At 64.7% G+C, this 25,831-nt stretch carries 24 protein-coding genes; 13 read left to right on the top strand and 11 right to left on the bottom strand.

Annotated features, from left to right (window positions below; translation table 11 throughout):
* Position 1: 1 nt before the first annotated feature.
* Both DBR47_RS19430 and DBR47_RS19425 read right to left on the bottom strand, forming a co-directional pair.
* Positions 2 to 1,687 (bottom strand): AMP-binding protein, encoded by a 1,686-nt coding sequence (locus DBR47_RS19430; RefSeq protein WP_124453160.1) that lies wholly within the window; start codon positions 1,685 to 1,687, stop codon positions 2 to 4.
* 281 nt (positions 1,688 to 1,968) lie between these two features.
* Positions 1,969 to 2,736 carry a ParA family protein gene (locus DBR47_RS19425; protein WP_124453158.1) on the bottom strand — a complete coding sequence of 256 codons (768 nt, stop codon included), beginning with the start codon at positions 2,734 to 2,736 and terminating at the stop codon, positions 1,969 to 1,971.
* 267 nt (positions 2,737 to 3,003) lie between these two features.
* Here DBR47_RS19425 and DBR47_RS19420 point away from each other — a divergent pair, with 267 nt between their 5' ends.
* Complete coding sequence (locus DBR47_RS19420) at positions 3,004 to 3,513, top strand: TerB family tellurite resistance protein (protein ID WP_124453156.1); 510 nt, start codon at positions 3,004 to 3,006, stop codon at positions 3,511 to 3,513.
* A gap of 163 nt (positions 3,514 to 3,676) precedes the next feature.
* On the opposite strand, the gene DBR47_RS19415 is transcribed toward DBR47_RS19420, so the two are convergent.
* From DBR47_RS19415 to DBR47_RS19395, 5 genes are all read right to left on the bottom strand, one after another.
* Positions 3,677 to 4,396 (bottom strand): hypothetical protein, encoded by a 720-nt coding sequence (locus DBR47_RS19415; RefSeq protein ID WP_124453154.1) that lies wholly within the window; start codon positions 4,394 to 4,396, stop codon positions 3,677 to 3,679.
* An 804-nt stretch (positions 4,397 to 5,200) separates the two neighbouring features.
* Positions 5,201 to 5,740, bottom strand: a complete 540-nt coding sequence (locus DBR47_RS19410) for a hypothetical protein (protein WP_124453152.1) — start codon at positions 5,738 to 5,740, stop codon at positions 5,201 to 5,203.
* Complete coding sequence (locus DBR47_RS19405; protein ID WP_124453150.1) at positions 5,733 to 6,095, bottom strand: hypothetical protein; 363 nt, start codon at positions 6,093 to 6,095, stop codon at positions 5,733 to 5,735. Before DBR47_RS19405 ends, DBR47_RS19410 begins: the two co-directional genes overlap by 8 nt.
* 215 nt (positions 6,096 to 6,310) lie before the next feature.
* A complete protein-coding gene (locus DBR47_RS19400) occupies positions 6,311 to 6,541 on the bottom strand; it encodes a hypothetical protein (RefSeq protein ID WP_124453149.1) in 231 nt (76 codons plus the stop codon).
* A gap of 173 nt (positions 6,542 to 6,714) precedes the next feature.
* Entirely contained in the window at positions 6,715 to 7,716 is a 1,002-nt protein-coding gene (locus DBR47_RS19395) for an XdhC family protein (protein WP_124453147.1), read from the bottom strand.
* 440 nt (positions 7,717 to 8,156) lie between these two features.
* Between DBR47_RS19395 and DBR47_RS19390 the strand changes: the two genes are divergently transcribed.
* From DBR47_RS19390 to DBR47_RS19365, 6 genes are read left to right on the top strand one after another with little or no spacing between them, the layout of a single operon-like run.
* A complete protein-coding gene (locus tag DBR47_RS19390; protein WP_124453145.1) occupies positions 8,157 to 8,636 on the top strand; it encodes a (2Fe-2S)-binding protein in 480 nt (159 codons plus the stop codon).
* A complete protein-coding gene (locus DBR47_RS19385; RefSeq protein WP_124453143.1) occupies positions 8,636 to 11,002 on the top strand; it encodes a xanthine dehydrogenase family protein molybdopterin-binding subunit in 2,367 nt (788 codons plus the stop codon). Before DBR47_RS19390 ends, DBR47_RS19385 begins: the two co-directional genes overlap by 1 nt.
* A 15-nt stretch (positions 11,003 to 11,017) precedes the next feature.
* On the top strand, positions 11,018 to 11,806 hold the full coding sequence (locus tag DBR47_RS19380) for a xanthine dehydrogenase family protein subunit M (protein ID WP_124453141.1): 789 nt from the start codon (positions 11,018 to 11,020) through the stop codon (positions 11,804 to 11,806).
* Positions 11,807 to 11,809: 3 nt separating this feature from the next.
* Positions 11,810 to 12,703, top strand: coding sequence for a MoxR family ATPase (locus DBR47_RS19375; RefSeq protein WP_124453139.1), 894 nt, complete (start codon positions 11,810 to 11,812; stop codon positions 12,701 to 12,703).
* Positions 12,703 to 13,890 carry a VWA domain-containing protein gene (locus DBR47_RS19370; RefSeq protein ID WP_124453138.1) on the top strand — a complete coding sequence of 396 codons (1,188 nt, stop codon included), beginning with the start codon at positions 12,703 to 12,705 and terminating at the stop codon, positions 13,888 to 13,890. Before DBR47_RS19375 ends, DBR47_RS19370 begins: the two co-directional genes overlap by 1 nt.
* A gap of 6 nt (positions 13,891 to 13,896) precedes the next feature.
* Positions 13,897 to 14,481 (top strand): CoxG family protein, encoded by a 585-nt coding sequence (locus tag DBR47_RS19365; protein WP_124453136.1) that lies wholly within the window; start codon positions 13,897 to 13,899, stop codon positions 14,479 to 14,481.
* Positions 14,482 to 14,497: 16 nt separating this feature from the next.
* On the opposite strand, the gene DBR47_RS19360 is transcribed toward DBR47_RS19365, so the two are convergent.
* On the bottom strand, positions 14,498 to 16,171 hold the full coding sequence (locus DBR47_RS19360; protein ID WP_124453133.1) for a methyl-accepting chemotaxis protein: 1,674 nt from the start codon (positions 16,169 to 16,171) through the stop codon (positions 14,498 to 14,500).
* A 544-nt stretch (positions 16,172 to 16,715) separates the two neighbouring features.
* Here DBR47_RS19360 and DBR47_RS19355 point away from each other — a divergent pair.
* Entirely contained in the window at positions 16,716 to 17,834 is a 1,119-nt protein-coding gene (locus DBR47_RS19355; RefSeq protein ID WP_124453131.1) for an acyltransferase, read from the top strand.
* Here DBR47_RS19355 and DBR47_RS19350 read toward each other — a convergent pair.
* The 3 genes from DBR47_RS19350 to DBR47_RS19340 all read right to left on the bottom strand — a co-directional run bounded on the left by DBR47_RS19350 (position 17,821) and on the right by DBR47_RS19340 (position 19,495).
* Complete coding sequence (locus tag DBR47_RS19350; RefSeq protein WP_124453129.1) at positions 17,821 to 18,018, bottom strand: DUF2892 domain-containing protein; 198 nt, start codon at positions 18,016 to 18,018, stop codon at positions 17,821 to 17,823. The genes DBR47_RS19355 and DBR47_RS19350 overlap by 14 nt on opposite strands.
* Before the next feature lie 71 nt (positions 18,019 to 18,089).
* The gene (locus DBR47_RS19345; RefSeq protein ID WP_124453127.1) at positions 18,090 to 18,755 is read right to left on the bottom strand and encodes a Crp/Fnr family transcriptional regulator; all 666 of its coding nucleotides are present in this window, start codon (positions 18,753 to 18,755) and stop codon (positions 18,090 to 18,092) included.
* 56 nt (positions 18,756 to 18,811) lie between these two features.
* On the bottom strand, positions 18,812 to 19,495 hold the full coding sequence (locus DBR47_RS19340) for a YafY family protein (RefSeq protein WP_124453126.1): 684 nt from the start codon (positions 19,493 to 19,495) through the stop codon (positions 18,812 to 18,814).
* A 99-nt stretch (positions 19,496 to 19,594) separates the two neighbouring features.
* Here DBR47_RS19340 and DBR47_RS19335 point away from each other — a divergent pair, with 99 nt between their 5' ends.
* The 5 genes from DBR47_RS19335 (at position 19,595) to DBR47_RS19315 (ending at position 25,811) form a co-directional block, all read left to right on the top strand.
* Entirely contained in the window at positions 19,595 to 20,503 is a 909-nt protein-coding gene (locus tag DBR47_RS19335; RefSeq protein WP_124453124.1) for a 2OG-Fe(II) oxygenase, read from the top strand.
* A gap of 371 nt (positions 20,504 to 20,874) precedes the next feature.
* Positions 20,875 to 21,447: a GNAT family N-acetyltransferase gene (locus DBR47_RS19330; RefSeq protein ID WP_231512401.1), complete on the top strand. Its 573-nt coding sequence runs from the start codon at positions 20,875 to 20,877 to the stop codon at positions 21,445 to 21,447.
* A gap of 104 nt (positions 21,448 to 21,551) precedes the next feature.
* On the top strand, positions 21,552 to 22,892 hold the full coding sequence (locus DBR47_RS19325; protein ID WP_124453122.1) for an NAD(P)/FAD-dependent oxidoreductase: 1,341 nt from the start codon (positions 21,552 to 21,554) through the stop codon (positions 22,890 to 22,892).
* 93 nt (positions 22,893 to 22,985) lie between these two features.
* Positions 22,986 to 23,570 carry a PEP-CTERM sorting domain-containing protein gene (locus DBR47_RS19320; protein ID WP_124453119.1) on the top strand — a complete coding sequence of 195 codons (585 nt, stop codon included), beginning with the start codon at positions 22,986 to 22,988 and terminating at the stop codon, positions 23,568 to 23,570.
* 39 nt (positions 23,571 to 23,609) lie between these two features.
* Positions 23,610 to 25,811, top strand: coding sequence for a phosphocholine-specific phospholipase C (locus DBR47_RS19315; RefSeq protein WP_124453117.1), 2,202 nt, complete (start codon positions 23,610 to 23,612; stop codon positions 25,809 to 25,811).
* The last annotated feature ends 20 nt before the right edge of the window (positions 25,812 to 25,831 follow it).

The raw sequence follows: 25,831 nt of genomic DNA, 5'->3' as shown, positions 1-25,831 counted from the left end.
TTCAAGCCCACTGCACCGTCCCCGGCTGCGCATACCAGGCCTCCAGCCTGCCTGCCACCAGGCCCTCGATGCGAGCGCGTTTGACCTTCATAGTGGGCGTCAGGCAACCGTTCTCTATGGACCAGGGCTCGGGCAGGATGACCAGCATGCGCAGGCGTGAATAGTCGGGCAGCTGGGCGTTGACGCTTTGCAGCAATGTGCTCAGCTGCTGCTCGACCTCGCGCCTCGTGGCGGCCTCCTGCTGGCGCGGGCGCAGGGTTTCGTTCAGCACGATCAGGGCATAGGCCTCGGGCTGGCCCACGCCGGAGACCAAGCTCAGCTCGATAAACGGGTGGGCGTGCAAGAGGTTCTCCAGCGGCGCGGGCGCCACATACTTGCCCTTGGAGGTCTTGAACAATTCCTTCACCCGGCCGGTCAGCTTGAGCAGGCCGCGTTCGTCGTACTCGCCCTTGTCGCCGGTGTGGAAGAAGCCGTCGGCGGTGAAGATCTCGGCGTTCAGCTCGGGCCGTTTGTAATAGCCCAGCAGCTGGCCGGGCGACTTGACCAGGATCTCTCCTTCCTCGCTGATGCGGGTCTGCACGCCGGGCAGGGCAATGCCCACGCGGCCGGGGGCGCGCAGCTCGCGGGTGCAGCTGTGGGAGTAGGCGAAGTCCTCCGTCATGCCATAGCCTTCCAGCAGATTGAGGCCCAGCTTGCGATACCAATCGATCAAGGCCGGCGGGATGGGGGCGGAGGCGCTCATGGCCACCTGCACGCTGTCCAGACCTAGGCCGCGCAACACCTTTTTGCGCACGATGCCGCCCAGCAAGGGGATGCGCAGCAGGCGGTCCAGCTTGGCCGCCGGCATCTTGCTGAACACGCCTTGCTGGAACTTCAGCCACAGGCGCGGCACCGAGCAGAACACCGTGGGCCGGGCGCGCTGCAGGTCTTGCAAAAAGGTGTCCAGCGATTCGGCGAAGTAGATCTGCACGCCGCCCTCGACCAGGGAGTTGCAGGCCACCACGGCGCGCTCGTACACATGGGCCAAGGGCAGATAGGAAAGCACGCGCTGCGGCGTGCCCGCGACGATCAAGGTCTTCAAAAAAGCCACCGCCGCCTCGCTGCTGCGGGTGATGCGCTCAAAGCTATGCATCACGCCCTTGGGCTGGCCGGTGGAGCCCGAGGTGTAGATCAGCATGGCCAGATCGCCCGGCGCGCGCTGCGGCTGGCCGCTCAGGGGCGCCGTGCGCTTGATGATGTCGTCCCAGCGCGGGTAGTCGGCGGCGCTGGCAGGCGCCAGCGGCAGGGCGATGCAAGGCAGGCCGGCGGGGATGGCCGCGCGCTGCGTCTCGAAGCCGTCCAGCTTGCCCACAAACAGCAGGCTGGCCTCGCTATGCTCCAGCACATAGCGCACCGTCTCGGCGGACTCGGTCGGGAAGATGGCCACCGTCGTGCCCCCGGCCATCCAGATGGCCAGCTCGGCCAGGATGAAATGGGCGCAGTTCTTGGACAGGATGGCGATGCGCGCGCCCGGCGGCAGCTGCAGGCTTTGCAGATGGGCGGCCATGCGGCGCGCCTCGTCGAGGCAGCGGCTCCAGCTGTAGTCTTGCACCGCGCCGCCGCCAAGCGGCTGCGTGAGATAAATCTGCTGCGGCCGCTGCGCCTCGTGCTGATAGATGTAGTCAAGAATGAGGGGCTGGCTGGGCATGTCCCGGTCTCCTAGTGGCCTGTAACGCTGAAATGGGAGTGGAAAGGCTTGCGAGATGGGCTGCATGGCAAGGCGCAAAGCACAGCGATGCCCAGTGGCATCGCGAGCAATTGCAACGCAGCAAGGCGGCCCATATCGCGAGCAAGGACACTTCCGATTTCAGCGGTACAGGCCACTAGCAAGTGGTGCCGGATTATGGGGAGCAAGCCACCCCGCCCGAGCCTAGGTGTTTTCGCGAGGCGGGCCGCTCGCCGTGCGAGCAGCGTTTGAACCGTGCGGACTTAGCCCGCCAAGGCTTCGAACAGCGCCAGGTATTCCTGCGTCAGCTTGTGGCGGGCGTCCAGATGAATCATGGGCCGGGCCAGCTCATGCGATTCCTTGATCTTCACGCTGGAGCTGAGATAGGGCTGCAGCACGGGCAGGCCTTCGTCGATCAACTCCTGCACCGTGCGCTGGGGCAGGCTGGCGCGGGGCTGGAACTGGTTGACGACGATGCCTTCCACGGCCAAGTCGGGGTTGTGATCGGCCTGGATCTCCTTGACGCTTTCCAGCAAGCCGTAGAGGGCGCGGCGCGAGAAATCGTCGCAGTCAAAGGGGATCAGGCAGCCCTCGGCCGCGATCAGGGCCGAGCGGGTGTAGAAGTTCAGCGCCGGCGGGGTGTCGATCCAGATCGCGTCGTAGTCCTGCTCCAGCGTTTTGAGTGCGTCGCGCAGCTTGTAGATCTTGTAGCGGCTCTCCAGTTTGCTGTGGATCTCCTCCAGCACCGGGCTGGAACGCATCAGATGCAGGTTCTCCCAAGGCGTGGCGCTGATGAAGTCGGCCAGCTTAGGCGGCCGCACGCTGAAGCTGAGGGTGGACTCAAAAAACTCCGCTGCGCCGCGCGCCTCTTCATCGGCCGCCTCGCCCAGCAGATAGCGGCTGGAATTGCCCTGGGCGTCCAGATCCACCACCAGGGTGCGCAGGCCTTGCGCCGCCGCGATGGCGGCCAGATTGCTGGTGATGGTGGACTTGCCCACCCCGCCTTTTTGATTGAACACCACACGACGCATGCCAGGCTCCCTTGCTGTATTGCAATAGGTCTATTGTGCACTGCAGCAAAGTCGGGTGAAAAGAGGGCGCTGTGCGCGCCAGCGGGCGATCTTCGGCGCGGCGGCCAAGTTCCAACGCCTGACGCACAAGCGTGAGCGCCAAGCCGCGAAAGCGCTCCCCCAACGCCTTGCATTCAAAGCCCCCATCCCAAGATCGCCAACTCCCCTTGCCGCAGATCCCCTGCGCTGGGGAATTGATGACGACTCACAACGAAGGAAGATTTCCCCATGGGCCTGTTCGATATGTTCAAGACCGACGCCGGCGAAAAAATGACGCCGGCTCTGGCCTTCACCACCTCGCTGATCTACATCATGTCGGCCGACGGTGAGATGGACGCCGAAGAAGTGGGCCACCTGCTGTCCGTGCTGGGCGGCAAGGACGACGGCCGCGGCACCATCGGTGTCGGCGCCCAGAACCAGGCCTTGCTGGACTCGGCGCTGAAGTACCGCCGTAAGAACTCGCTGGACACCTTCCTGGCCGAGGCCGCGCCCCAGCTGACCGACGCGCAAAAGATGTGCATCCTGATCAATCTGGTCGACTCCTCGCTGGCCGACGGCCAACCCGAGCGCGAAGAGCAAGAAATGCTGGCCAAGTTCATGGCCGCTTTCGGCGTCACCGAAGAGCGCTTCCGCCCCTTCTTCGAGGTGATCGTACTGAAGTCCGACCGCACCGTGTTCTCCAACCAGGCGCACCCGAAGAACCAGGCTGGCTATCAGGTCAAGCTCGCCTTGAACTGAGAGGGCGAGAACTTTTTACTGCGCGGCCGCCATGCGTCGTTGGGCGGTGCTCGGAATCCTCACGTACCTGAAGTACGTTCCGGCTCCTGTGCTCCGTCCGCCTAGCCTGACAGCCGCTCGCTACAAAAGTTCCCGCCCTCCGGGCGCATGAGGACTGGTTAGCTCAATTCCCGGTCTTGCCGTTGGCTGCTCTGCAGCGCTGCAAATCGCAGGCCGTGGGCAGCATGGAGCGGTACTCGGTGACGGTCTTGAGCTGGCTGCGGTCACGGGCGTAGCAGGTCTCGCCCCGGCCGTTGTCGTAGTAGGACGTGACGTCCACGCAGCGGCGTGAATGCGCCATCAAGCCGTAAAGATGGCCCATCTCGTGAGAGATCACCATCTGCAAAGTCTCCTGAAACGGATGGCCCGGGTTGCGCTTCTTCAGCAGCGCGAAGCCGGCCGGGCTGATGGCCAGTTGCCGCTGCCTTAGGTTGGCGAGAGCAAAGTTGCCCCGCGCTGCCGTCTCATTCCACAGCACCTGAATATTGCCCTTGTTGGCCGCCATCAGCTCCGGCGACATCTCGCCGCGCACCACCACCGCCGGCACACCACAAGGCGCCCAGGCCTGCACCGCACGCTCCAGCAATTGCATCACCAAGACCTCGCTGATCCAGGCCGGTGCGCCGCGATGCTCGTACACAAACACCAGCTTGGCGGCAACAGCCGGCCGGTCCCGCCCATCGCCCCAGGTGGCGATCTCACCAGGCCGGCATTCGGCGATTTCTTGATCGCGGATGGAGACGAAGGCGGAGGCTTGAAGCGGCAGCAGCATTGCCAGGGCGAGGCTGAGCAGGGCGGCTGGATTCGGGCGGGGCTGCATGGGGTGCTTGGGCGGACGGGACAAGGCAAGGCTATCCGAACTTGTGCAACCTTTGTCGCTTGAATTGAGAAGATCTTGCCAATGCTTGGCTTGACCTTGGTTGTAAAAGGCCGCCAGTTTCTTCGCCAAGGCCGAGCCGGGAGTTCGCCCCGGCGGGCGACCTTCTTTCTTGGGCGCCCAAGAAAGAAGGCAAAGAAACCGCCCCGAATGCCTGGCCCCTGCGGGGTTCGCTGCGGTGCTCGAATTCGCCGGCCCGCGCCGAACTCACTACGCTACGCTCCGTTCAGACATGCGGCGCGAGCTAGAACTTGAAGGCGCTGCGCGCCGCCCGGCGAATTCTGCGCTCCTCGCCCAGGCAACACGGGGAATGCGAACCCCACTCGGCTCGCTGCGCGTCGCCTCGATGACGCAGCAGCTAACGCTGCATGCGCTCAGCGCATGCAGCCCCTCAAGCCGATGCGCAGCGAGGCGTGACGGTATTGAAGTCCCGTTGAGACTGGGTGAGGAGCGGAAGGTTTGTTGGGCGTCGCGAAGCGACTTCAAGGACTGACTTCGCGCCCCTTGTTTGAACGGAGCGTAGCGCAGTGAGTTGGGCGCGGCCCGGCAAACCTGAGCACCGCAACGGACCCCGCAGGGGCCAGGCGTCGGGTCGCCTTCTTTTGCTTACTTTTCTTGGCGAAGCAAGAAAAGTGAGTCGCCCGCGGGGGCGAAATCCCCGCTGGGCTTAGGAGGAGGGTCAGGTCTTGCCTTTGGATTTGAGAATTGATCCCGACCATCTTCGTCAGATAGGTGAATGGACCCCCTAGCCTGCGAGCACTGGCTTGGACGTCATTCGACGAAGACGACACCTTCGAAGAAGTTCTGCTCGCCGCGCTCCATGTCTTGAAGAAGGTATTGGAATGAAAGCCATTGGTAGTTTGTGAGCCCAACTGCTTCTGCGAACGCGGAAGATGGCGCCTGTTCAAGCACTTCTTCGATTTCGTTCGGATTGAATATCTTTCTGGTTTCCGCCTCGCCGAGGGTTGAGAAAATTGGGCCCAAGGCATTCTCAAACGACACGATGTCTAGCGCTTGGTGAACTTGGATGGCTTCTTCCCAAGTGCAGACATATGACGCAATCGGCGCATTGTTTTCGTATAGCGTGCACCACCATCCATGGTCTTCGGCGCTAGCGAAATAGAGCAAGGTACCGGTATTGGCCGCAACCAGCTGCTCATTGGGCACAAAGGGCTCACCCTCCGGTAGCACCGTAACCCAGCCGTTCTTTGCAGGGAAAACGAAGCCGCGAAGATTTGCCCGCCGCAGCAGCTCAATGCCTGCTTCGCTACCCTCCGCCCTGAGCTGGTAGCTCTCGCTGAATTCACTCATCGTCCTTATCCCTTTCATAGATCGCCATTTCAATCCCAAGCCCTAGCCGACCGGCCAAGCGAATGAGGTCACGTGGCAAGTGATCGTTTTGGTTGGCGACTTCACCATTCAATCGTGAGTACAAAGGAAAGTCCAAATAGGCGTTCGTCGCTTCATGCGACGCCATTAGTTTGCGCAGCTCCATTTCGTGTTTCGCAAGGAATTTGGCAGCGTCTGCCACTTGACCTTTGAAGTCATCCCATTTTTTGTCAGAGACGGCGATAGAAACTCGATGCGTGCCATACCGTTCTTCGGTACTTCTTTTGCGAAGCTGGCCTTTGACCTGACAGCTAACGACAGGCAAGTCAGTCGACATGGAGTAGGTCTCAAATGATGTCGTGTCGCTGTAGATTTTCAGTATGCACATGGGAGACCAAGGCGCAAGTTCAACTGCAGATATGGCACGCAATTGCGCCCAAAGTCAGGGCCATGCACAAAAATACTGGCTGATTCAATTGCAACCTTTTCTCGGGTCTTCGGAGCCCGCGACTCGCAGAGAAAGTAGTTGGCTGGTTCTTGAGATTCATGTGGCTAGTCATGTAGCTTGATGAGACCAATTGCAGCAGCCAAGAGTGTGAATCCCAGGGCGGCGACAGCAATACCTGCGGCGACTGCCTCTTTCCCATGTAGCCAGCCGTAAGTTTCCCGATCGTCTTCGCTGACGATAGGGACATGCTTCCCCGCGACAAACCGATAACCTATGTAGATCGCGAAGACTCCACACAAGGTCAGGAAGGCGTTTTCAGTCGTTATCTGAGTCATAGCGATTTAGCTGCCAGTTGAGGCAAGTGCTCCCGTCGCGAGAGCGCCAATTCATCAGAGTTTGGAAAATGATCAGTCTCGACGGAGTAGTCGCTCATTCTTTTGCCGAAACAGTTCAGTGGCGATGGACCATGGATTGCAAATCGGCGCCAAGTTCAAGCGACTCGCTAGGCCTAAACCACACACCCACTTCCCCCACTCGCCCCGCTCGCCGAACTCCTTAGCTTGACGCCATACCGCTCCGCCGTCATATGCGCCAAGATGGCCAATGCGATCTCCGGCGGCGTACGGGCACCGATGTTCAGGCCCACCGGCCCGTGCAACCGGGCGAGTTGCTCTTCACTGAGTCCGAAGTGTTCTTGCAGCCGCGCCTTGCGCTTGGCTTGATTCACACGCGAGCCGATGGCTCCGACGTAGAACGCTGGGCTGGCCAGGGCTTCCATCAGGGCCAGATCGTCCAGCTTGGGGTCGTGGGTGAGGGCGACGATGGCGCTGTGGCCGTCGGGGGCGAAGGCCGTCACGGTGTCATCGGGCATCTCGCGGGTGAGGCGGGCGCCGGGCACATCAAAGCCCTGGGCGTATTCCTCGCGCGGGTCGCAGATCAAGACTTGGTAGTCCAGGCCCAGGGCCATGCTGGCCAGGTATTGCGTCATCTGGCCCGCGCCGATGATGAGCAAACGCCACTGCGGGCCGTGGTGCGTGATCAGCTGGGCCTCGGTCAGAACCAAGATATCGGCACCCGCCTGGGGCGCCAGCAACTGAACCTCTCCGCTGCGGCGGTCCAGTACGCGCTGCACTCGCTCGCCAAGGGCCAGGCGAGCCAGCAAGGGCTCGATTTGCGAGCTCAAAGGGTTCAGCGGCTCTAGCAGCAGCTCCAGCGTGCCGCCGCAGGGCAGGCCGAAGCGGGTGGCTTCTTCGGCGCCGACGCCATAACGCAGCAGTTGCGGCTGCTGCAGATTCAATGCGCCTTCACGCACCTTGGCGATCAAATCGTCCTCGATGCAGCCGCCGGATACCGAGCCTGCGATCTGCCCGTCATCGCACACGGCCACCACCGAGCCCACGGGGCGCGGTGCCGAGCCCCAGGTGCGGGTGATGGTGCCCAGCACCACGCGCCGGTCCTGAGCCAGCCAGGCGGCCACCTGGCGCAAAACGGTCAAGTCAAGATTGTCCATCCGGGGATGCTAAGCCAGGGCAGGGCGGCGGCACGCCCTCTGGTGAAAACCCGGGGGCAAATTGTTCAGCTGTATATCTGTACATGCGGGTAAACGGCGGATGGCGCTGGCCCTGTGCAGCCGCGACGATTGCGTTTCAACCTAGATTCGGCAGTTGACCGCTTGTTCTGACTTGGAAGGCCCGATGCCTACGACCCTTGTCCGAGTTAACAACCTTCACCATTTGGGTGAGTACGCTACGCACCCGCCTGGCCCGCAAGGCGGCGCGCGGACTGCGTTGCTTCTCCTCGTGGGCATGAGCCCACTTCGTCGTCGCGCCTTGCCCGCGCACCGCCTTGCGCCCCCTTCGGGCGCGTTCAACTACCGAATCTAGGTTCAACCGACCCGCGGGCGTTTGCCTTTAACGGGGTGGTCCACAGACCAACAAAGGAGACAAGCAGATGAGCCAGAAAATCACGCTCAAGGTGAATGGCAAGTCGGTGACGCGCGAGGTCGCGCCCGATCAGCTCTTGGTGCAGTTTGTTCGCGAAACCCTGGCCTTGACCGGCACCCATGTGGGCTGCGACACCGGGCAGTGCGGCGCTTGCACGGTGCACTTAGGCGGCCGTGCGGTGAAGAGCTGCACCATGTTGGCCGTGCAGGCCGATGGGCAGGAGCTGACCACCATCGAAGGCCTGGCCGCGGCCGACGGCACGCTGCACCCCATGCAGGCCGCCTTCAAGGAATGCCACGGCCTGCAATGCGGCTTCTGCACCCCGGGCATGGTGATGAGCGCCGTCGATCTGGTGCAGCACCACGGTTGTCACTCAGAAGCTCAGGTGCGTGAGGCGCTGGAAGGCAATATCTGCCGCTGCACCGGCTACCAGAACATTGTTCGTGCGGTGCAGACCGGCGCCGCCGCCATGAAGGGAGGCAAGTGATGAATGCCCCAGACAGCCAAGTGACGCAAAGCCTGATCGGCCAAAGCGTGCGCCGCCGTGAAGACGGCCGCTTCCTCACCGGCCGTGGCCAGTACACCGATGACATCGTGTTGCCGCGTCAGACCTACGCCTACTTTCTGCGCTCGCCTTACGCGCACGCCAAGATCGCCAGCATCAATACCGCAGCGGCGGCCGAGGCCGAGGGCGTGCTCGCCATCTTCACGGGTGAGCACTTCCGTGCCGTCGGCGGCCTTCCCTGCGGCTGGCTGATCAACAGCCTGGATGGCTCGCCGATGAAGGAGCCCAAGCACCCGATTCTGGCCGATGGCAAGGTGCGTTATGTGGGCGATCAGGTGGCCCTGGTCGTAGCCGAAACCTATGCCCAGGCCAAGGCGGCGGCCGCCTTGATCGAGGTGGACTATCAAGAACTGACCCCGGTGGTGGACACGGCCAAGGCCGCGTCTATTGCCAGCGCGGTGCACGATGAGGCGCCGGGCAATATTTGCTACACCTGGGGCTGCGGCGACAAGGCCACGACGGACGCGGCCATGGCCAAGGCGGCCCATGTGACGCGGCTGGAGTTCCGCAACAACCGCCTGATCCCCAACGCCATCGAGCCACGCGGCGCCAATGCCAGCTACAACGCGGGCGACGAAAGCTACACCCTCTACACCACCAGCCAGAACCCGCATGTGGCGCGGCTCTTGATGTGCGCTTTTGTGCTGGGCATCCCCGAGCACAAGGTACGCGTGGTGGCCCCCGATGTGGGTGGCGGTTTTGGTTCCAAGATCTTCTTGTACGCCGAAGAAACCGCGCTGACCTGGGCCTCCAAACAGGTGGGCCGGCCCATCAAATGGACGGCCGATCGCTCCGAGGCTTTTCTGAGCGATGCCCATGGCCGCGACCACGCCACCGTGGCCGAACTGGGCCTGGACGCGCAAGGAAAATTCCTCGCCATGCGGGTGCACACGACGGCCAATCTGGGCGCCTACCTGTCCACCTTTGCCTCCAGCGTGCCCACCATTCTTTACGCCACTTTGCTGGCTGGGCAGTACACCACGCCGGCCATTTATGCCGAGGTGACGGGTGTGTTCACCAACACCGCGCCGGTCGATGCCTATCGCGGTGCCGGACGGCCCGAGGCGACCTATGTGGTGGAGCGCCTGGTGGAAACGGCCGCCAAGGAAATGGGCATTGACCCAGCCGAACTGCGCCGCCGCAACTTCATCCGAAGCTTCCCCTACGCCACGCCGGTGGGCTTGACCTATGACGTGGGTGACTACGACGCCACGCTGGATGCCGTGCAGGACTTGGCCGATGTGAAAGGCTTTGCCGCCCGCCGCGCCATCAGCGAGGCCAAGGGGCTCAAGCGCGGCCTGGGCTATTCCACCTATATCGAGGCCTGCGGCTTGGCGCCTAGCAATATCGCGGGCGCTCTGGGAGCGCGCGCCGGCCTGTTCGAGGCGGGCGAGGTGCGGGTGCACCCCACCGGCAAGGTCACCATCTTCACCGGTTCGCACAGCCACGGCCAGGGTCATGAGACGACGTTCGCCCAAGTGGTGGCGGCCAAGCTGGGCATTCCCATCGAGGATGTGGACATTCAGCATGGCGATACCGGCAAGGTCTTGTTCGGCATGGGCACTTACGGCAGCCGCTCGCTCTCGGTGGGTGGCACGGCCATCGTCAAGGCGGTGGACAAGGTGATCGCCAAGGGCAAGAAGATCGCCGCCCATTTGCTGGAGGCGGCGGACACCGACATCGAGTTCGAGAACGGCCTGTTCAAGGTGGCGGGCACCGACCGCAGCGTGCCTTTTGCCTCCGTCTCGCTGACGGCTTATGTGCCGCACAACTATCCGCTGGACAAGCTGGAGCCCGGCCTCAACGAGAACGCCTTCTACGACCCCACCAACTTCACCTATCCCGCCGGCAGCTATGTCTGCGAGGTCGAGGTGGACCCAGCCACCGGCCAGGTGCGGGTGGACCGCTTCAGTGCGGTGGACGACTTCGGCAATATCGTCAATCCGATGATTGTCGAAGGCCAGGTGCAGGGCGGTATCGCCCAAGGCATAGGCCAGGCCTTGTTGGAGCACGGCATTTACGACCCCGACAGCGGCCAGCTGCTCAGCGGCAGCTATATGGACTACGCCATGCCGCGTGCCGACGACCTGCCCAGCTTCCAGATCCGCAATGCCAAGGGTACGCCTTGCAGCCACAACCCCCTGGGGGTCAAGGGCTGCGGCGAGGCCGGGGCCATCGGTTCACCGCCGGCCGTCATCAATGCCATCTGCGATGCCCTGGGTTTGAAAGACATCGCCATGCCCGCCACGCCGCACACCGTGTGGCAAGCGATCCAAGCGGCCCGCTGAAGGAGCAAAAACACCATGAGCTTTACCTATACCAAAGCGACCTCGGTGGCCGAGGCTGCGCAAGCCGCAGGCGCTAACTCAGAAGCCAAGCTGATCGCGGGCGGCCAGTCCCTGCTGGGCGCCATCAAGCTGGGCCTGGCGGCACCTTCAGACCTGATCGACCTCAGCGCCCTGGGCGATCTCAAAGGCATACGCCTGGACGGCGGCAAGCTTCATATCGGCGCCATGACCACGCATGCGACGGTGGCGGCCTCCAAAGAGGTGCAGCAGGCCATTCCCGCCCTGGCGGATCTGGCCGGCCGCATCGGCGACCGCCAGGTGCGCAATCGCGGCACGCTGGGCGGCAGCCTGGCCAATAACGACCCGGCCGCCTGCTATCCCGCCGCCGTGCTGGGCTTGGGCGCCACGGTGCACACCGACCGTCGCAGCATTGCCGCCGATGATTTCTTCAAGGGCATGTACGAGACGGCGCTGCAGCCCGGCGAGGTGATCACCTCGGTCAGCTTCCCCGTGCCCGAGAAGGCGGGATGGCAGAAGTTCAAGCAGCCGGCCTCGCGCTTTTCCATCGTCGGCGTCTTTGTCGCCAAGACGGTGGGTGGCGTGCGGGTGGCCGTCACCGGCGCGGGCGCGGGCGTGTTCCGCGTGGCCGCGCTGGAGTCGGCCTTGGCCGGCAATTGGAACGCAGCCGCCACGGCGAGTGTGAGCGTTAGCGCCGAGGGTTTGAACAACGATCTGCACGGCTCGGCCGCCTACCGGGCGGCCTTGATCCCGGTCCTGGCCGGCCGCGCGGTGGCGGCTTCTTGACGCGTGGCCAGCCTCCCTCAAAGCATTGGCGACACCGCCGCCGCCTTGCGCGGCCAAGGCTATGTGGCTCAGCGCGAGCTGGCGGCGGCGGTCTTCCTGGCCCTGCGTCTGCAGCGGCCTCTGTTCTTGGAGGGTGAGCCCGGCACCGGCAAGACCGAGATCGCCAAGACCCTGGCCACGCTCTTGGAGCGGCCCCTGATCCGCCTGCAGTGCTACGAGGGCCTGGACCTGAACGCTGCCGCTTATGAATGGAATTACGCGCGGCAGATGCTGGAGATCAAGCTGGCTGAAGGTGCGTCTCGTGAAGAACTGAGCCGCGACCTCTTCGCCACGCGCTTTCTGATCAAACGGGCCTTGCTGCAGGCGATAGACCCGGCCAACACCGTCGCGCCGGTCTTGCTGATCGACGAGCTGGACCGCGCCGACGAGCCCTTCGAGGCCTTTTTGCTGGAGGTCTTGAGCGAGTTCCAGATCACCATCCCCGAGCTGGGCGTGGTGCGCGCGGTGCAGCCGCCCATCGTCATCATTACCTCCAACCGCACGCGGGAGATTCACGACGCGGTCAAGCGCCGCTGCCTCTACCACTGGGTGGACTTCCCCGATGCCCAGCGGGAGCTGGAGATCCTGCGCCTGCGCGTGCCCGGCGCGCCCGAGGCGCTGGCGCGCCAGATCGTCGCCTTCATCCAAGGCTTGCGCACGCTGGACCTCTACAAGCTGCCCGGCGTGGCCGAGACGATTGAGTGGTCGCGCGCCCTGCTGGAGCTGGACGCCCTGGCCCTGGATCCAACGACGCTGCACGACACCTTGGGCGTCTTGCTCAAATACCAGGACGATATCGCCCGGGTGCAGGGCTCGGAGGCGGCGCGCCTGCTGGAGCAAATCAAGATTCAGCTGTGATGACGCATCACTACCTGGCCGACAACGTGATGCACTTTGCTCGCGTCCTGCGCGATGCCGGCATGGCCGTGGGCACGGACCGGGTGGCGCTGACGCTGGAGGCCTTGCAAGTGGCGGGCTTGGAGTCGCGCCAGGACTTTCACGCCACCTTGTCCGTCTGCCTGCTGGACCGGGCCGAGCACCGCGCCCTGTTCGACCAGGCCTTTCACATCTTCTGGCAAGACCCGCAGCTGCTGGGGCGGGTGATGGCCATGCTTTTGCCGCGCGCCCAGGCCAAGCCCGGCACGCCGCCGCCACCCGAGAACCGCCGTCTGGCGGGCGCCTTATTCCCTCATGCCCCGCAACGCCAGCCGCCCGAGCCAGAGCAGCAGTTGGAGCTGGACGCGCAGCTCAGCTGGAGCGAGCGTGAGCTGCTGCGCCAACGCGATTTCGAGACCATGACGAATGAGGAATGGGCGGCCGCCAAGCGCTTGCTGGCTCGCCTGCAACCCTTGGTCGAGGCCAGGCCCACCCGCCGCTGGCAGACGGCCAGCACAGGCTTGCCGGACTGGCGCGCCAGCCTGCGCGCCCAAGGCCGCAGCGAGGCCGCGCCCCTGCAACACCGGCAGCGGCGCGAGCGCCCGGCGCCCCTGCTGCTGCTGGCCGATATCTCGGGCTCCATGAGCCGCTACTCGCGCATGCTTTTGCACCTCGGCCATGGACTGAGTAACCCGCAATCGCAGCGGGGCGGCCAGCGGCCGCGGGTGACGAGCTTTGTCTTCGGCACCCGGCTCACGCCCATCAGCCGATTGCTGCGCCAGCGCGACCCGGACCTGGCGGTGGCGGCCGTCTCGGCGGCGGTGGCGGACTGGTCGGGGGGCACCCGCATCAGCGCTTGCCTGCATGAGTTCAACAAGCACTGGGCCCGCCGCGTGCTGAGCAGCGACGCCACCGTGCTGCTCATCACCGACGGCCTGCAAGCGGGCGAGGACGGCGACCCGGATTGCGCGCAGCTCGCCTTCGAGGCGCGCCGCTTGCGCTTGTCATGTCGCCGCCTGATCTGGCTCAACCCTTTGCTGCGTTTTGAAGGCTTCGAGCCCAAGGCAGCGGGCGTGCGCGCCCTGCTGCCCGAGGTGAGTCAACACCTGCCTGTGCACAATCTGGCCAGCCTGGAGCAGCTGGCGCTGACTTTGTCTTCGAGGAAATAAGAAACCATGAATCTCACCGGACAAGAAACCCTGCCCGTCACCCAGGCCCAGGCCTGGGCAGCGCTGAACGACACCGAGATGCTCAAGGCCTCCATCACCGGCTGCGAGTCCCTGACGGCGGTGGGCGATAACCCGGCCGAGCCCGAGTACGAGGCCCTGGTGACGGTGGCCATCGGCCCGGTCAAGGCCAAGTTCAAGGGCAAGCTCAAGCTCTCTGATCTGCAAGCGCCGAGTAGCTACCAACTCGCGTTTGAAGGTTCGGGTGGCGCGGCCGGCCACGGCAAGGGCACGGCCCAGGTGCGGCTGGAGTCCGCCGCGCCAGACGCAGCCCCCACCCAGCTGCACTACGAGGTGCAAGCCAGCGTGGGCGGCAAGATCGCGCAGATCGGCTCGCGCTTGGTGGACATGGCGGCGCAGAAGATGGCGGCCGATTTCTTCGCGGCTTTCAACGCCGCCTTGCAGGCCAAATACCCAGCGGCGCCGCTTGAGACTGCGCCGCCTATGGCCAAGCCCCAATCAGCCTGGCAGAAGTTTCTGGACTGGTATCTGGGCTGGCTGGGCCGCATTTTCACGAGCAAGGGCCCGCTTTAACGCGGCGTCAGCCGGCCTAGCGCGCCCCGCTCAGCTTGAAGCCCTCGACCACCTGCACCAGGTCGGAGGCCTGGGTGTTGAGGCTGGTGGCGGCGGCCGCCATCTGCTCCACCAGGGCGCTGTTTTGCTGGGTGCTTTGGTCCATCTGCGTGACGGCCTGACCCACCTGGGCGACGCGCTCGGCCTGCTCGCTGGTGGCGGCGCTGATCTCGCTCATGATGGTGGTGACGCGCTGGATGGCGGCGACCACCTCGGTCATGGTGCTGCCGGCGCTGTCCACCAGATGCGTGCCTTGTTCCACCCGCTCGACGCTGGTGCTGATCAGGGACTTGATCTGCTTGGCCGCTTCTGCGCTGCGGCCCGCCAGGGCCCGCACCTCGGAGGCGACGACGGCAAAGCCACGGCCTTGTTCACCGGCCCGTGCCGCTTCCACCGCCGCATTCAGGGCCAGGATATTGGTCTGGAAGGCGATGCCGTCGATGACGCCGATGATGTCCGAGATCTTGCGTGAGGCATCGTTGATGCCCTTCATGGTCTCCACCACCTGGGCCACCACCTCGCCACCCTGGGTGGCGACCTTGGAAGCGCTTTGCGCCAGCTCATTGGCCTGGTGTGAGCTGCTGGCGTTTTGCTTCACCTGGGCACCCAGCTCGCTCATATGGCTGGCGGTTTTCTCCAGCGCACTGGCCTGGTCTTCGGTGCGGTTGGACAAGTCCATATTGCCCTGCGCAATCTCGTTGGAGGCCAGGGCCACGGCATGGGAGCCATTGCGCACATCGCTGACCACCTTGGCCAGGTGTTCGCGCATGCCGGCCAAGGCGGCCATCACGCTGGTGTTGTCGCCCAGGCGGACGGGAATGTCGGCACTCAGGTCGCCGGCGCGCACCGCCTCGACGGCGTGGCGAACGGCCATGGGGTCGGCGCCAAAGCGGCCCATCAAGACACGCACGATGGCGGCCAGGAAGGTGATGGCCACCACCAGCAGCAAGACGATGCTGCCGACCAGCAGGCGATACCAGAGGTTTTTCTGATCGACGGCATCGGCCACGGCGCCGGCGGTGCGCTCATCCACCAGGGTCAGGAACTCGTCCACCGGCTTCATGATCTTGGCCTTGAAGGCGTGGTAGTTCTTGTCGTGCATCATCTCGCGGGCCTTGGCCAGATCGGGCTCGCCCTTGAGCGTGAAGCCGCCCTTGCCATCGGCCAGCTGGCCCTTGACCAGATTCATGGCCACGGTCTCGGTGTTGACCAGATCGTCGGAGTTGCCTTGGGCTTCCTTGAGCTTGGCGAATTCGGCGTCGGTGAAGCCGGCCTTCTTCATCAGCTCTTGCAAGGGCACGGCCGGGTCGTTGCCGCGATTGGGGTCGGTGCCCACGGCGCGGAAGTCCCAGTAAATCTTCTCGTACTGCTTGGGGCGGGGCTTTTTGCCGTTGCGGATGTCGAGGATCTCGAAGTACTGCTTTTCCCACTCGGGATTGCCGCTGACCACATAGGTGCGGGCCAGGCGGGTCAGATCGTCCGAGCTTTGTCGCAGCTCGTCGGCCAGCAGATAGGAGGTGTAGCGGTCCAGATTGACCTGGGCCAGATGCTCGTTGACGATGCCCAGTTTGTAGAGCGAATAGCCCAGAAATAGGGCGGGCAAAAGCAGGGCCAGTACCAGGTACTGAAACATTTGCTTCAAGCTGCGCATGATGAGAGATCTCCCGAATTGGTGCGCTGAAAAACGACAGCAAAACTCGGCCGCACCCAGCCCAAGTCCTGTCCTCCCATCTCCCCAAACTCGTGCAATTTTTTCTTCAGGCCATGGCCCACGGGCGGTCCTGACCTCAAAGCAATGCATCAGCTCTGAGAGTTAGCATAAAACCTTATCGGCCGAAATGGGAGATTCGCGAGCACTGATTTGGTCGATTCGTCACGGATCGCAGATGAATCGTTTTTTGCGAATCGATTGGCGTGACAAATGGCCGGTTTGGGGCTAAGGCGCAGGACCCTGGCCCTGTCTTGCCGGCAAGTTGGCAAGGGCTTGGGCCGACGGCCTGAGCAATTGAGCGACATGTCCCTAACGAGGTCGCCAAAGACGGCCGCCTACAATCGCCGGTTCGGCCCAGGAGACTCCTGCCCCAGAGTTTTGCCCGCGCCACTTCCCTGAAATTTGTCTGTCGTCCGCTTCATGCACCGCAGCCACCCCTGGCTCGGTGCATTTGTTCTTTTTGGCTCCGCCCCGCTGTATCCCCATGAGTTCCCAGGTCCTGAAGTCGCGTTTGCTGCATATTGATGCCCTGAAGGCCTTGGCCGCGCAGCTGATTGTTTTGCACCATCTGGCGGCCTACGGCCCCATCGCCGATGCGGTGGCCGAATGGTTTCCGCGCCTGATGGACCACCTCTTCCACGATGGCCGCATGGCGGTGCAGGTGTTTCTGGTGCTGGGGGGCTTTTTGAGCGCACGCGGGCTCTCGCCGCGCGGCCAGTTGCTGGAAGGCAGCGTGCCCGAACTGCTGTGGCGCCGCTATCTGCGCCTGGTCCTGCCCTTCTTGGCGGCCCTGGGCTTGACCCTGGCCTGTTCCTGGCTGGTGCGACCTTGGCTGCCAGAGCTGGTGCCAGATGCCGTCAGCCTGCCCCAATTGCTCAGCCACGGCCTGCTTCTGCACGATGTGCTGGGCCATGAGGCCCTGACCGTGGGCGCCTGGTATGTGGCCATGGACTTTCAGCTCTTCGCCCTGCTCTTGGGTCTGATGTGGCTGGCCCGGCGCCTGCAGCTAGGCCCGCGCAGCCAGCCAGCGGCCCGCCGCATCGTGCGCGCCTTGCTGGCGCCCAGCCTGGTGTTGCTGATGTGTCTGGCCTCGCTCTTCGTCTTCAACCGGGATGCCGGCCTGGACGTCTGGGCCCTGTACTTTTTCGGTGCTTACGGTCTGGGCGCGCTGGTGCATTGGCTGGGCCTGAGCCCCTACCGCCGCGCCGGCCTGCTGGTGCTGACGGCTCTGGTGATCGAAGCCCTGGTGCTGGAATTCCGCGAGCGCATCGCCCTGGCCTTGGCCACGGCCCTGCTTCTGGCCTGGTGGCAGCAGCGCCACCAGCTGGGCAAGCCGCTATTGCCGCGCTTCAGCGCCGGCCCGGTGGCCGAGCTGGGCACGCAGTCCTACGCCTTGTTCCTGGTGCACTTCCCCATCTGCCTGCTGGTCAACGCCGTGTTCGCGCACCAGGACATGGCCGGCGGCGGCCCGGGTTTGCTGATGCTGCTGGCCGCCTGGGGCCTGTCGAATTGGGCGGCCCTGCCGTTCTACCGCTGGGTGGAGTTGCCCTGCAGCCGCCTGCGCCTGGGTGTGGGCCAGGCGCGCGTTCTCAAGGCTTCTTGACGGCGCAGGTGCTCAGGCCGAAGGGCAGGTAGGCCGGGCAGAAGCGGAACAGCCCGGTCAGCACCGGCACGACGCCAATCCAGCCCCAGGCGCCGATATGGCCGGTGGCGGTCAAGGCGATCAGGGCGACGCCAGCGACGATGCGGATGCTGCGGTCCAGAGATCCGACATTGGTTTTGAACATTTGAGGCTCCTCGTGTGCTGTGATGAGGGCTTCACTGTCTCAGCTCGGCGGCGCTGCGTCTGTGACCTGGGTCACTTTGCGAGTTCGCGCAGGGCCTGCGGCTTGAGCACTTCGATGCGCTCCCGGCCCAAGCTCAGCAAGCCGTCCCGCTCGAAGCGTTTGAGCAGGCGGGTGACGATCTCGCGCACCGTGCCCAGCTCGTCGGCCAGGGCTTGATGGGTGATGTGCAGCACCGGCCCGTGGCCCAGCAAGGCGCCGGCCAGGCGTTGGTCCAGGCGCTGGAAGGCCACGGCCTCGGTCAGGGCCATCAGGTCGATGAGGCGGTCGGAAAAAATGCCGAACACATAGGCCCGAAAGCCCGCGTCCGCCGTCCAGGCCGCAAAGCCGGCCGGGCTCAAGAGCACGAATTCGCAGTCCTCCACGCACACACCCTGGGCCGCCAGCTGCTGCTGGCCGAACAGGCTGGCGGTGGAGGCCACACAGAGATTGCCCGGCTGCACCCGGTACAGCTCCAGCGAACGTCCATTGGCCGCGCCCCGCGCCACCCGGATCTCCCCGCTCAGCAGCATGGGGAAGCCCTGGCAAGCCTGGCCCTCGTCAAACATGGTCAAGCCCTGCGGCGCCCGCATCCAGCCCGCCTGCGCGCCCAGCACCGCGGTGCGCAAATCTTCGGGCAGGCGGGCGACGGCCGGGTAGAGATCCAGTAAGGCCGCTTCTTGAATTGGGGTCAGAGTCATTTTTTCGGCTCGGTTTGGCTTGGGATGGAATCTCTCACAACTCGTCTAAAGCTTGCTTAAAGATCATCCTCCCAGGCCCTTCGCATATCCGCCAGCGTCTTGCCAGCTTCGTCGCGGAATTGCTGCTCCAGCACCCGCAGGCCCTGGATGCGATCGACCCGGAAGCTGCGGAAGTCGTCGCGCAGCTCGCACCAGGTGGCCAGGGTCCAGGTGGAGCCCCAGAACATGCAGGCCAGCGGCCGCACCCGACGCTGGCTGCGGGCGTCGGCCAGGTCCAGATAGTCCAGCTCCAGCAGCCGGCGCTGTTCGATGGCCTCGCGCAGGCGCGCCAGGCGCTCACGCATCTCCACGCCCAGGCCGGTCAGCGGGGCGAACAGGGCCAGGCTTTCGGCGGCGGCGCGCTCGGCCGCGGGCAGCACGGCCAGGATCTTGGACAGCGCCCCGTCCGCCTGCGTGGCCAGCACGGCGTCCAGCTGGCTTTGCGCCAGGCGCACGGCGGCCACCAAGGCCTGGGCCTCGTCCTTGCTGAACATCAGCGGCGGCAGATCAAAGCCCGCCCGCATGCGGTAGCCCACGCCGGCCTCGCCCTCGATGGGCACACCTTGCTGTTGCAGGGCCGCGATATCGCGGTAGACCGTGCGGGCCGACACCGCCAGGCGCTGGCTGAGGAAGTCGGCCGTGCTGAGGCGGCGCCCACGGATCAGTTGGACGATTTGGAAGAGTCGGTCGGCGCGGCGCATGGCCGACATTGTGCTTCTTGCCCATGCTTGGCCATGTGCAGGCCCCGCTTTCTTCAGTAGAGTGGGCCTGGCAATTTTGCGAGTCAGGCCGGGAGCGCCATGTCTTTGCAGCTGTTGAAGCCCGAGTGGCAAGCCTGGGTGCGTGAGAACGTGGCACGCGGTTGCACGCCGGCCTCCATGCAGGAGCTTTTGCTGCAAGGCGGCCACCCGGCCGCGCTGGCCAAGCAGGCGATTGCCGAGGCCCAGGCCGATCACAGCCCCGGCCAGGCCCAGCCCTCCGCCCTGGCCTTGCTGGCCGCGCAGAGGCAGGCGCAAGCCCAGCTGCTGCCCGGCGTGGGGGAGGGCAACAGGCTGCGGCCCCAGATCGATGTGCAGGCCAACAGCCTGCTGGCGCCCGATGGCCAGCGGGTGCAGATCGCCGCCGTGCTCGAGCACCCGCAGATCGTGCTCTTCAACCAGATGCTCAGCGACGAGGAATGCGGCCAGCTGATGCGCCTGGCCGAGACGCGCCTGAGCCGCTCCACCGTGGTGGACGAGCAGCTGGGCGAGGCTCGTGCGCACGAGGCCCGCACCAGCGCGGGGGCTTGGTTCCAGCGCGCCGAGTTTGAATTGCTGAGCCGCATCGAAGCGCGTCTGGCGGCGCTCTTGCACTGGCCGGTGGACCGCGGCGAGGGCCTGCAGGTCTTGCGTTATGCGGCGGGCGGGGAGTACCGCGCCCACTTCGACTACTTCAACCCTGGCCTGCCCGGCAGCCAACGCCATCTGCAGACCGGCGGTCAGCGGGTGGGAACCTGCATTCTCTATCTGGACGAGGTGGAGGCCGGCGGCGCCACCCGCTTCCCCAGCTTGGGCTTTGAGGTACGGCCTCGCCGCGGCGCGGCGCTGTACTTCGCCAGCGTGGACGGGCAGGGCGTGGAAGACCCCGCCACCCTGCATGCCGGCCTGCCGGTGCTCAGCGGCGTGAAGTACATCGCCACCAAATGGCTGCGGCAGCGGGCGTATTTATAAATTCCAGAGTCCACAGCCAAAACAAGGCGTCGAGAAGCTGCGAAAATAGCGGCGCTGGTCTGCTTCTCGCGGGACGCGAGAAAGCGCCGGTGCCAAGCCTCATGAGATTTGACCTGGCGGCCCGCCGGTCGATCAGGCTTTTGTCCGCTGGCCTGGCACGTCAATTGCATTGACTTCCTTGCTTTGACTTTTTTGGGGCGTGTTCCTGCCCTGATCTTTTGCACGCTTCGGCACGCTTCTGTGGGCTGATGTCCGGCCTGGTTGCCGGTCTTGGCCCCTCTCTTTTGTTTCCCATGAGTCTTCATTTTCTTGCCGCGCCACCGTCGATTGCCTGCTCCCCAGTTTCTTCACCGGTCGAGGAGGGTCTGCCCATGAGCCAGGATCGTTTGCCGCCGGTCTCGACCGGCCGTATGGGCTTTGCGCCGGGGCAGCTGTGGGTCTCGCGTGGCCGTGCCGTGGCCCAGCCCTCGCGCAGCGAGACGGCCGCCTTCAGCATCAGGCGCGAGCGTGCCGATCAGCCCGAGGTGCAGGCCTTGATCGCCGCCCTGGATGCGTATCAGAACGAGCTTTACCCCGCCGCCAACAACCATCTGCTGCCCCTCACTGCACTGATGCAGCCCCAGGTGCGCCTGCTGGTGGTGCGCGATGCACAGCAGCGGGCGGTGGCTTGCGGCGCGCTGGTCTTGCATGAGGACCACGCCGAGCTCAAACGCATGATGGTGGCGCCCGAGCAGCGCGGCCTGGGCCTGGGCTCGCTCCTGGTGTCGGCCTTGCAGAAGGAAGCGCTGGCCGCCGGCCGCCATCTGCTGCGCCTGGAAACCGGTGTGCGCCAGCCCGCCGCCCAGCGCCTGTACGAGCGCATGGGCTTCGAGCGCTGCGGCCCCTTTGGCAACTATCGCGCCGACCCCTTCAGCCTCTTCATGGAAAAGCTGCTGACGAGTTGAGGCGCCGGTCTTGCTGATCTGATGCCGGCAAGACCTGAGCCCATTCGATCAAAGCATAGGCTCTGCGCACAGCAGGGCAGGCCTGCGCCTGCAAAATGCTGTGAATGCAAACCGAGCCCGACCTCTCCGCCCAGCATCACGTCATCATCATTGGTTGCGGTTTCGGTGGATTGGAGGCGGCCCGCTCGCTCAATCACCCGCGCGTCCGCATCACCCTGATCGACCGCAGCAATCACCATCTCTTTCAGCCCCTGCTCTACCAGGTGGCCACGGCCGGTTTGTCGGCGCCCTCGATTGCCGCGCCCATCCGCCATATGCTGCGCCGCCAGCGCAATGTGACGGTGCTGATGGCCGAGGTCGGCGGCATCGACAAGGCCGCGCGGCAAGTCAAGCTGAGCGAGGGTCAGGTCTTGAGCTACGACGCCCTGATCGTGGCCACCGGTGCCACGCATAGCTACTTCGGCCGGGATGAGTGGGCCCAGCACGCCCCCGGCCTCAAGACCCTGGCCGATGCCTTCAAACTCAGAGCGCGCATCTTGCTGGCTTTTGAGCAGGCAGAAAAAACAGGGGCGCCCGAGGCGCGCGCGCCTTGGTTGAATTTCATCATCATCGGTGGTGGCCCCACGGGTGTGGAGATGGCCGGCACCCTGGCCGAGATCGCCCGCCACACCTTGCGCGATGAATTTCGCCGCATCGACCCGGCCAGCGCCCAGATCCTCTTGCTGGAAGGTTCGGACCGGGTTTTGCAGGCCTTTCCGCCTGAGCTCTCGGCCAAGGCGGGCCGGCAGCTGGAGGCCTTGGGCGTGCAACTGCATTGCGGCAGCCGGGTTGTGCAGATCGACGCCGAGGGCGTGGAGATCGAGGAGCAGCTGCCCGCGCCCGAGGGCGGTGCGCCGCAAACCCGGCGTCGCCGCATCCCGGCGCGCACCGTGGTGTGGGCCGCAGGCGTGGCGGCCTCGCCCCTGGGTCGCAGCCTGGGCCTGCCGCTGGACCGCGCCGGCCGGGTCATCGTCGAGCCCGAGCTTTCGGTGGCTGACCACGCGGAGCTTTACGTCATCGGCGATCTGGCCGCCGCGCAAAGCCATGAGAAAGACGGCCGGGCGCTGCCTGTGCCCGGCGTCAGCCCGGCGGCCAAGCAGATGGGGCGGCTGGCGGCGGCCAATATCCTGGCCCGCCTGCAAGGCAAGACCGCGCAGAAATTTCGTTATGTCGATTACGGCGCCCTGGCCACGATTGGCCGCAAGGCGGCGGTGGCGGACCTGGGGCGTTTTCGGTTCTCGGGCTACTTCGCCTGGTTGTTCTGGCTTTTCGTGCACGTCTACTTTTTGATTGGCTTTCGCAACCGCCTGGTGGTCTTGATGGACTGGGCCTGGGCATACTTGAGTTTTCAGCGTTATGCCCGCGTGATTGCCGAGCCGGCAGGCGGCGCCGAGGCAGACTCCTAGCCGCTTAAACAAGGGGTCAGTGGCGACTATCTGTCATCAAGCCGCCAAATTACCCCACTAAATTGCCTCGAATCCACACAGACGGAGGATTCGATGAGGAAATTTTTGGTTTTGACGCGTTCACTCGCCCTGGGGGGCGTCTTGCTCGCCAGCCTGCCGGCCGCCATGGCGACGGTCTTGAACTTTGATGATTTGCCCGATGGTCAGCTGCCGCTGAACTATGGCGGCCTGGATTGGTCGGCGGCGGGCTGGACGGTGTTCTCCACACCCGCCGAGCCTTACACCGCCCATTCCGGCGCGGGCCGCGTGGCCACCGGTTTTATGGCGGCCGATGCAGCCAGCGTGATCTCTTTTGGCAAGCGCGGTGCCTTCTTTGATGGCGCTTACTTTGCCGGTTTGGGTGGCGCGCTCTTGAGCTTTGACCTGTACTACCAAGGCAAGCAGGTGCACAGCTCGGCCAGCCTGGACCCCAGCCGCACACCCAGCTTCCTGGCCAGCGGCTACCAAGGCCTGGTGGACCGGGTGGTGGTCAAGAGCGCCAACCACGGTGAGTTCGTCATGGACGATTTCTCCTTCACCCAAGCCGTGCCCGAGCCGCAGAGCTATGCCCTGATGTTTGCCGGCTTATTGGCCGTGGGCGCCATTGCCCGCCGCCGTAAGCTGCCGCCTAAGGCCTGAAGCGCCTCGGCCCCTTCCACACCGAACACGCAGCCCATCATGAGCCCACAAGATCGTCGCAGTTTTCTGCGCAATATCGCCGCCGGTACCGGTGCCTCCGTGGCCCTGGCCAGCTTCCCGCCCGCCATTCAGCGAGCCCTGGCCATTGCCGCCAACAATCGCACCGGCAGCATTCAGGACGTTGAGCACATCGTCATCCTGACCCAGGAAAACCGCTCCTTCGACCACTACTTCGGCACCCTCAACGGGGTGCGCGGCTTTGCCGACCCCTTCCCCGTGCCGGTGGCCGACAAGACCGGCATCAGCGGCAAAAGCGTCTGGGTGCAGCCCAATGCGGCCACGTCCGCGCCGGGTCGCCCGCCCGTCACTCCGCTGGCGCTGGCGCCCTTTCACCTGAACACGGCGCAGAACTTCGCCTTTATGCGCGTCTCGGGCACGCCGCATTCCTGGCCCGACGCGCAAGCCGCCTGGGACAGCGGCCGCATGAACGCCTGGCCCAAGGCCAAGCAAAACCACGCCATGGGCTATTTCAAGGAGGGCGAGCTGCCCTTCCAGTTCGCCATGGCCAATGCCTTCACTCTGTGTGATGCCTACCACTGCGGCTCGCAGACCGGCACCAACACCAACCGCCTCTTCCTCTGGACCGGCACGAACGACCCGCTGCGCCTGGGCAATGGCCCCTCGACCGACAACAGCCACGAGTGGTTCAACCCGAACCCGCTGGACGACTACACCTGGACGACTTATCCCGAGCGTCTGCAGGCGGCCGGTATCACGTGGCAGGTGTATCAAAACCTGAACGACAACTTCACCGACAACGCCTTGTTCGGCTTCCGGCCCTTCCGTGACGCCTTTTACCAGCGCCCCGGCTACTCGGCCGAGCTGGCGGCGCGCGGCATCCTCACCCGCGATCTGGACAAGCTCAAGCAGGATGTGCAGAACAACAAGTTGCCGCAGGTGAGCTGGATCGTCGCCACCGCCGAGGGCTCCGAGCACCCCGGCCCCTCCAGTCCGGCCCAAGGTGCGGACTACACGGCCAAGGTACTGGACGCATTAACGGCCAATCCCGAGGTCTGGAGCAAGACGGTCTTGTTCGTCAACTTCGACGAGAACGACGGCTTCTTCGACCATATGCCGCCGCCTGCCGCGCCGTCCTATCTGACTTGGGACGCAGACCCCGCCAAGGCCCAGCTGGCCGGCGCTTCCACGGTGGACACCACCGGCGAGTACCACCACATCCTCAACGGCACGGCCGCCACCCACCAGCACAAGCCCTATGGCCCCGGCCCGCGCGTGCCCATGTATGTGATCTCGCCCTGGAGCAAGGGCGGCTGGGTCAACTCCGAGGTGGCGGACCACACCTCGGTGATCCGCTTCATCGAGGCGCGCTTTGGCGTGATGGAGCCGAATATCAGCGCTCACCGCCGCGCCGTCTGCGGTGACCTGACCTCGGCCTTCAACTTCAAGGACCCGGAGGACAGCGCCTTTTTCGCCAACCTGCCCAATACCGTGGCCCTGGCGACCCGCGCCCGCGCCCTGCCGGGCACGACCACGCCGCCTACACCGGCCGCCATCAGCGCCCCGGTGCAGGCCGTGGGCGTGCGCCCGGCCCGCGCCCTGCCTTACGAGCTGCACACCACGGCCAAGGTGCTGGTCAATCCGGGCCGGGTGGGCTCCACCCGCATCGAGCTGCAGTTCGCCAATACCGGCGAGGCGGCTGCCGTCTTCCATGTTTACGACCGCTTGAATCTGACGGCCATCCCGCGCCGCTACACGGTGGAAGCGGGCAAGCAGCTGAATGACAGCTGGGCGCCCACCGCGGCCGGTGCCTACGACCTGTGGGTGCTGGGTCCGAACGGTTTCCACCGCCATTTCACCGGCAACTCGCGCCGCGTTGCCGCCGCCGCCCAGCCCAACCCCGAGGTCAAGGTGACGCCGGATGCCGTCAACGGCGAGCTGATCGTGGAGCTGAGCAATACCGGCAGCTTTGCCTGCACCTTCACTCTGGTGGCAAACAAATACTTTGATGCGACGCCGCGCCAACAGCAGCTGAGCCCGCGCGCCAGCGCCAGCATCCGCCTGCCTTTGAAGGACAGCGCCAACTGGTACGACTTCAGCGTCCGTGTGCAGGGCCAGGCCGAGTACAGCCGCCGCTTCGCCGGCCATCTGGAAAACGGCCAGCCCTCCATCAGCGACCCGGCTATGGCCGGCCCCGCGCTGCTGGATCAGTACCGCGTTTGAGTCCGCCGTTTTTTCCCTCT

This window comes from Paucibacter sp. KBW04, assembly GCF_003852425.1.
In the GTDB taxonomy this organism is placed as follows: Bacteria; Pseudomonadota; Gammaproteobacteria; order Burkholderiales; family Burkholderiaceae_C; genus Paucibacter_A.
The sequence above is the reverse complement of the archived record's forward strand: the minus strand, read 5'-3'. Positions and strand labels throughout refer to the sequence as shown.

What these genes read in the sequence shown, in the direction of transcription:
- DBR47_RS19430 (WP_124453160.1), bottom strand. Translation starts at nt 1,687, where the DNA reads ATGCCCAGCCAGCCCCTCATTCTTGACTACATCTATCAGCACGAGGCG.
- DBR47_RS19425 (WP_124453158.1), bottom strand. Translation starts at nt 2,736, where the DNA reads ATGCGTCGTGTGGTGTTCAATCAAAAAGGCGGGGTGGGCAAGTCCACC.
- DBR47_RS19420 (WP_124453156.1), top strand. Translation starts at nt 3,004, where the DNA reads ATGGGCCTGTTCGATATGTTCAAGACCGACGCCGGCGAAAAAATGACG.
- DBR47_RS19410 (WP_124453152.1), bottom strand. Translation starts at nt 5,740, where the DNA reads ATGAGTGAATTCAGCGAGAGCTACCAGCTCAGGGCGGAGGGTAGCGAA.
- DBR47_RS19405 (WP_124453150.1), bottom strand. Translation starts at nt 6,095, where the DNA reads ATGTCGACTGACTTGCCTGTCGTTAGCTGTCAGGTCAAAGGCCAGCTT.
- DBR47_RS19400 (WP_124453149.1), bottom strand. Translation starts at nt 6,541, where the DNA reads ATGACTCAGATAACGACTGAAAACGCCTTCCTGACCTTGTGTGGAGTC.
- DBR47_RS19395 (WP_124453147.1), bottom strand. Translation starts at nt 7,716, where the DNA reads ATGGACAATCTTGACTTGACCGTTTTGCGCCAGGTGGCCGCCTGGCTG.
- DBR47_RS19390 (WP_124453145.1), top strand. Translation starts at nt 8,157, where the DNA reads ATGAGCCAGAAAATCACGCTCAAGGTGAATGGCAAGTCGGTGACGCGC.
- DBR47_RS19385 (WP_124453143.1), top strand. Translation starts at nt 8,636, where the DNA reads ATGAATGCCCCAGACAGCCAAGTGACGCAAAGCCTGATCGGCCAAAGC.
- DBR47_RS19380 (WP_124453141.1), top strand. Translation starts at nt 11,018, where the DNA reads ATGAGCTTTACCTATACCAAAGCGACCTCGGTGGCCGAGGCTGCGCAA.
- DBR47_RS19370 (WP_124453138.1), top strand. Translation starts at nt 12,703, where the DNA reads ATGACGCATCACTACCTGGCCGACAACGTGATGCACTTTGCTCGCGTC.
- DBR47_RS19365 (WP_124453136.1), top strand. Translation starts at nt 13,897, where the DNA reads ATGAATCTCACCGGACAAGAAACCCTGCCCGTCACCCAGGCCCAGGCC.
- DBR47_RS19360 (WP_124453133.1), bottom strand. Translation starts at nt 16,171, where the DNA reads ATGCGCAGCTTGAAGCAAATGTTTCAGTACCTGGTACTGGCCCTGCTT.
- DBR47_RS19355 (WP_124453131.1), top strand. Translation starts at nt 16,716, where the DNA reads ATGAGTTCCCAGGTCCTGAAGTCGCGTTTGCTGCATATTGATGCCCTG.
- DBR47_RS19350 (WP_124453129.1), bottom strand. Translation starts at nt 18,018, where the DNA reads ATGTTCAAAACCAATGTCGGATCTCTGGACCGCAGCATCCGCATCGTC.
- DBR47_RS19345 (WP_124453127.1), bottom strand. Translation starts at nt 18,755, where the DNA reads ATGACTCTGACCCCAATTCAAGAAGCGGCCTTACTGGATCTCTACCCG.
- DBR47_RS19340 (WP_124453126.1), bottom strand. Translation starts at nt 19,495, where the DNA reads ATGCGCCGCGCCGACCGACTCTTCCAAATCGTCCAACTGATCCGTGGG.
- DBR47_RS19335 (WP_124453124.1), top strand. Translation starts at nt 19,595, where the DNA reads ATGTCTTTGCAGCTGTTGAAGCCCGAGTGGCAAGCCTGGGTGCGTGAG.
- DBR47_RS19330 (WP_231512401.1), top strand. Translation starts at nt 20,875, where the DNA reads ATGAGCCAGGATCGTTTGCCGCCGGTCTCGACCGGCCGTATGGGCTTT.
- DBR47_RS19325 (WP_124453122.1), top strand. Translation starts at nt 21,552, where the DNA reads ATGCAAACCGAGCCCGACCTCTCCGCCCAGCATCACGTCATCATCATT.
- DBR47_RS19320 (WP_124453119.1), top strand. Translation starts at nt 22,986, where the DNA reads ATGAGGAAATTTTTGGTTTTGACGCGTTCACTCGCCCTGGGGGGCGTC.
- DBR47_RS19315 (WP_124453117.1), top strand. Translation starts at nt 23,610, where the DNA reads ATGAGCCCACAAGATCGTCGCAGTTTTCTGCGCAATATCGCCGCCGGT.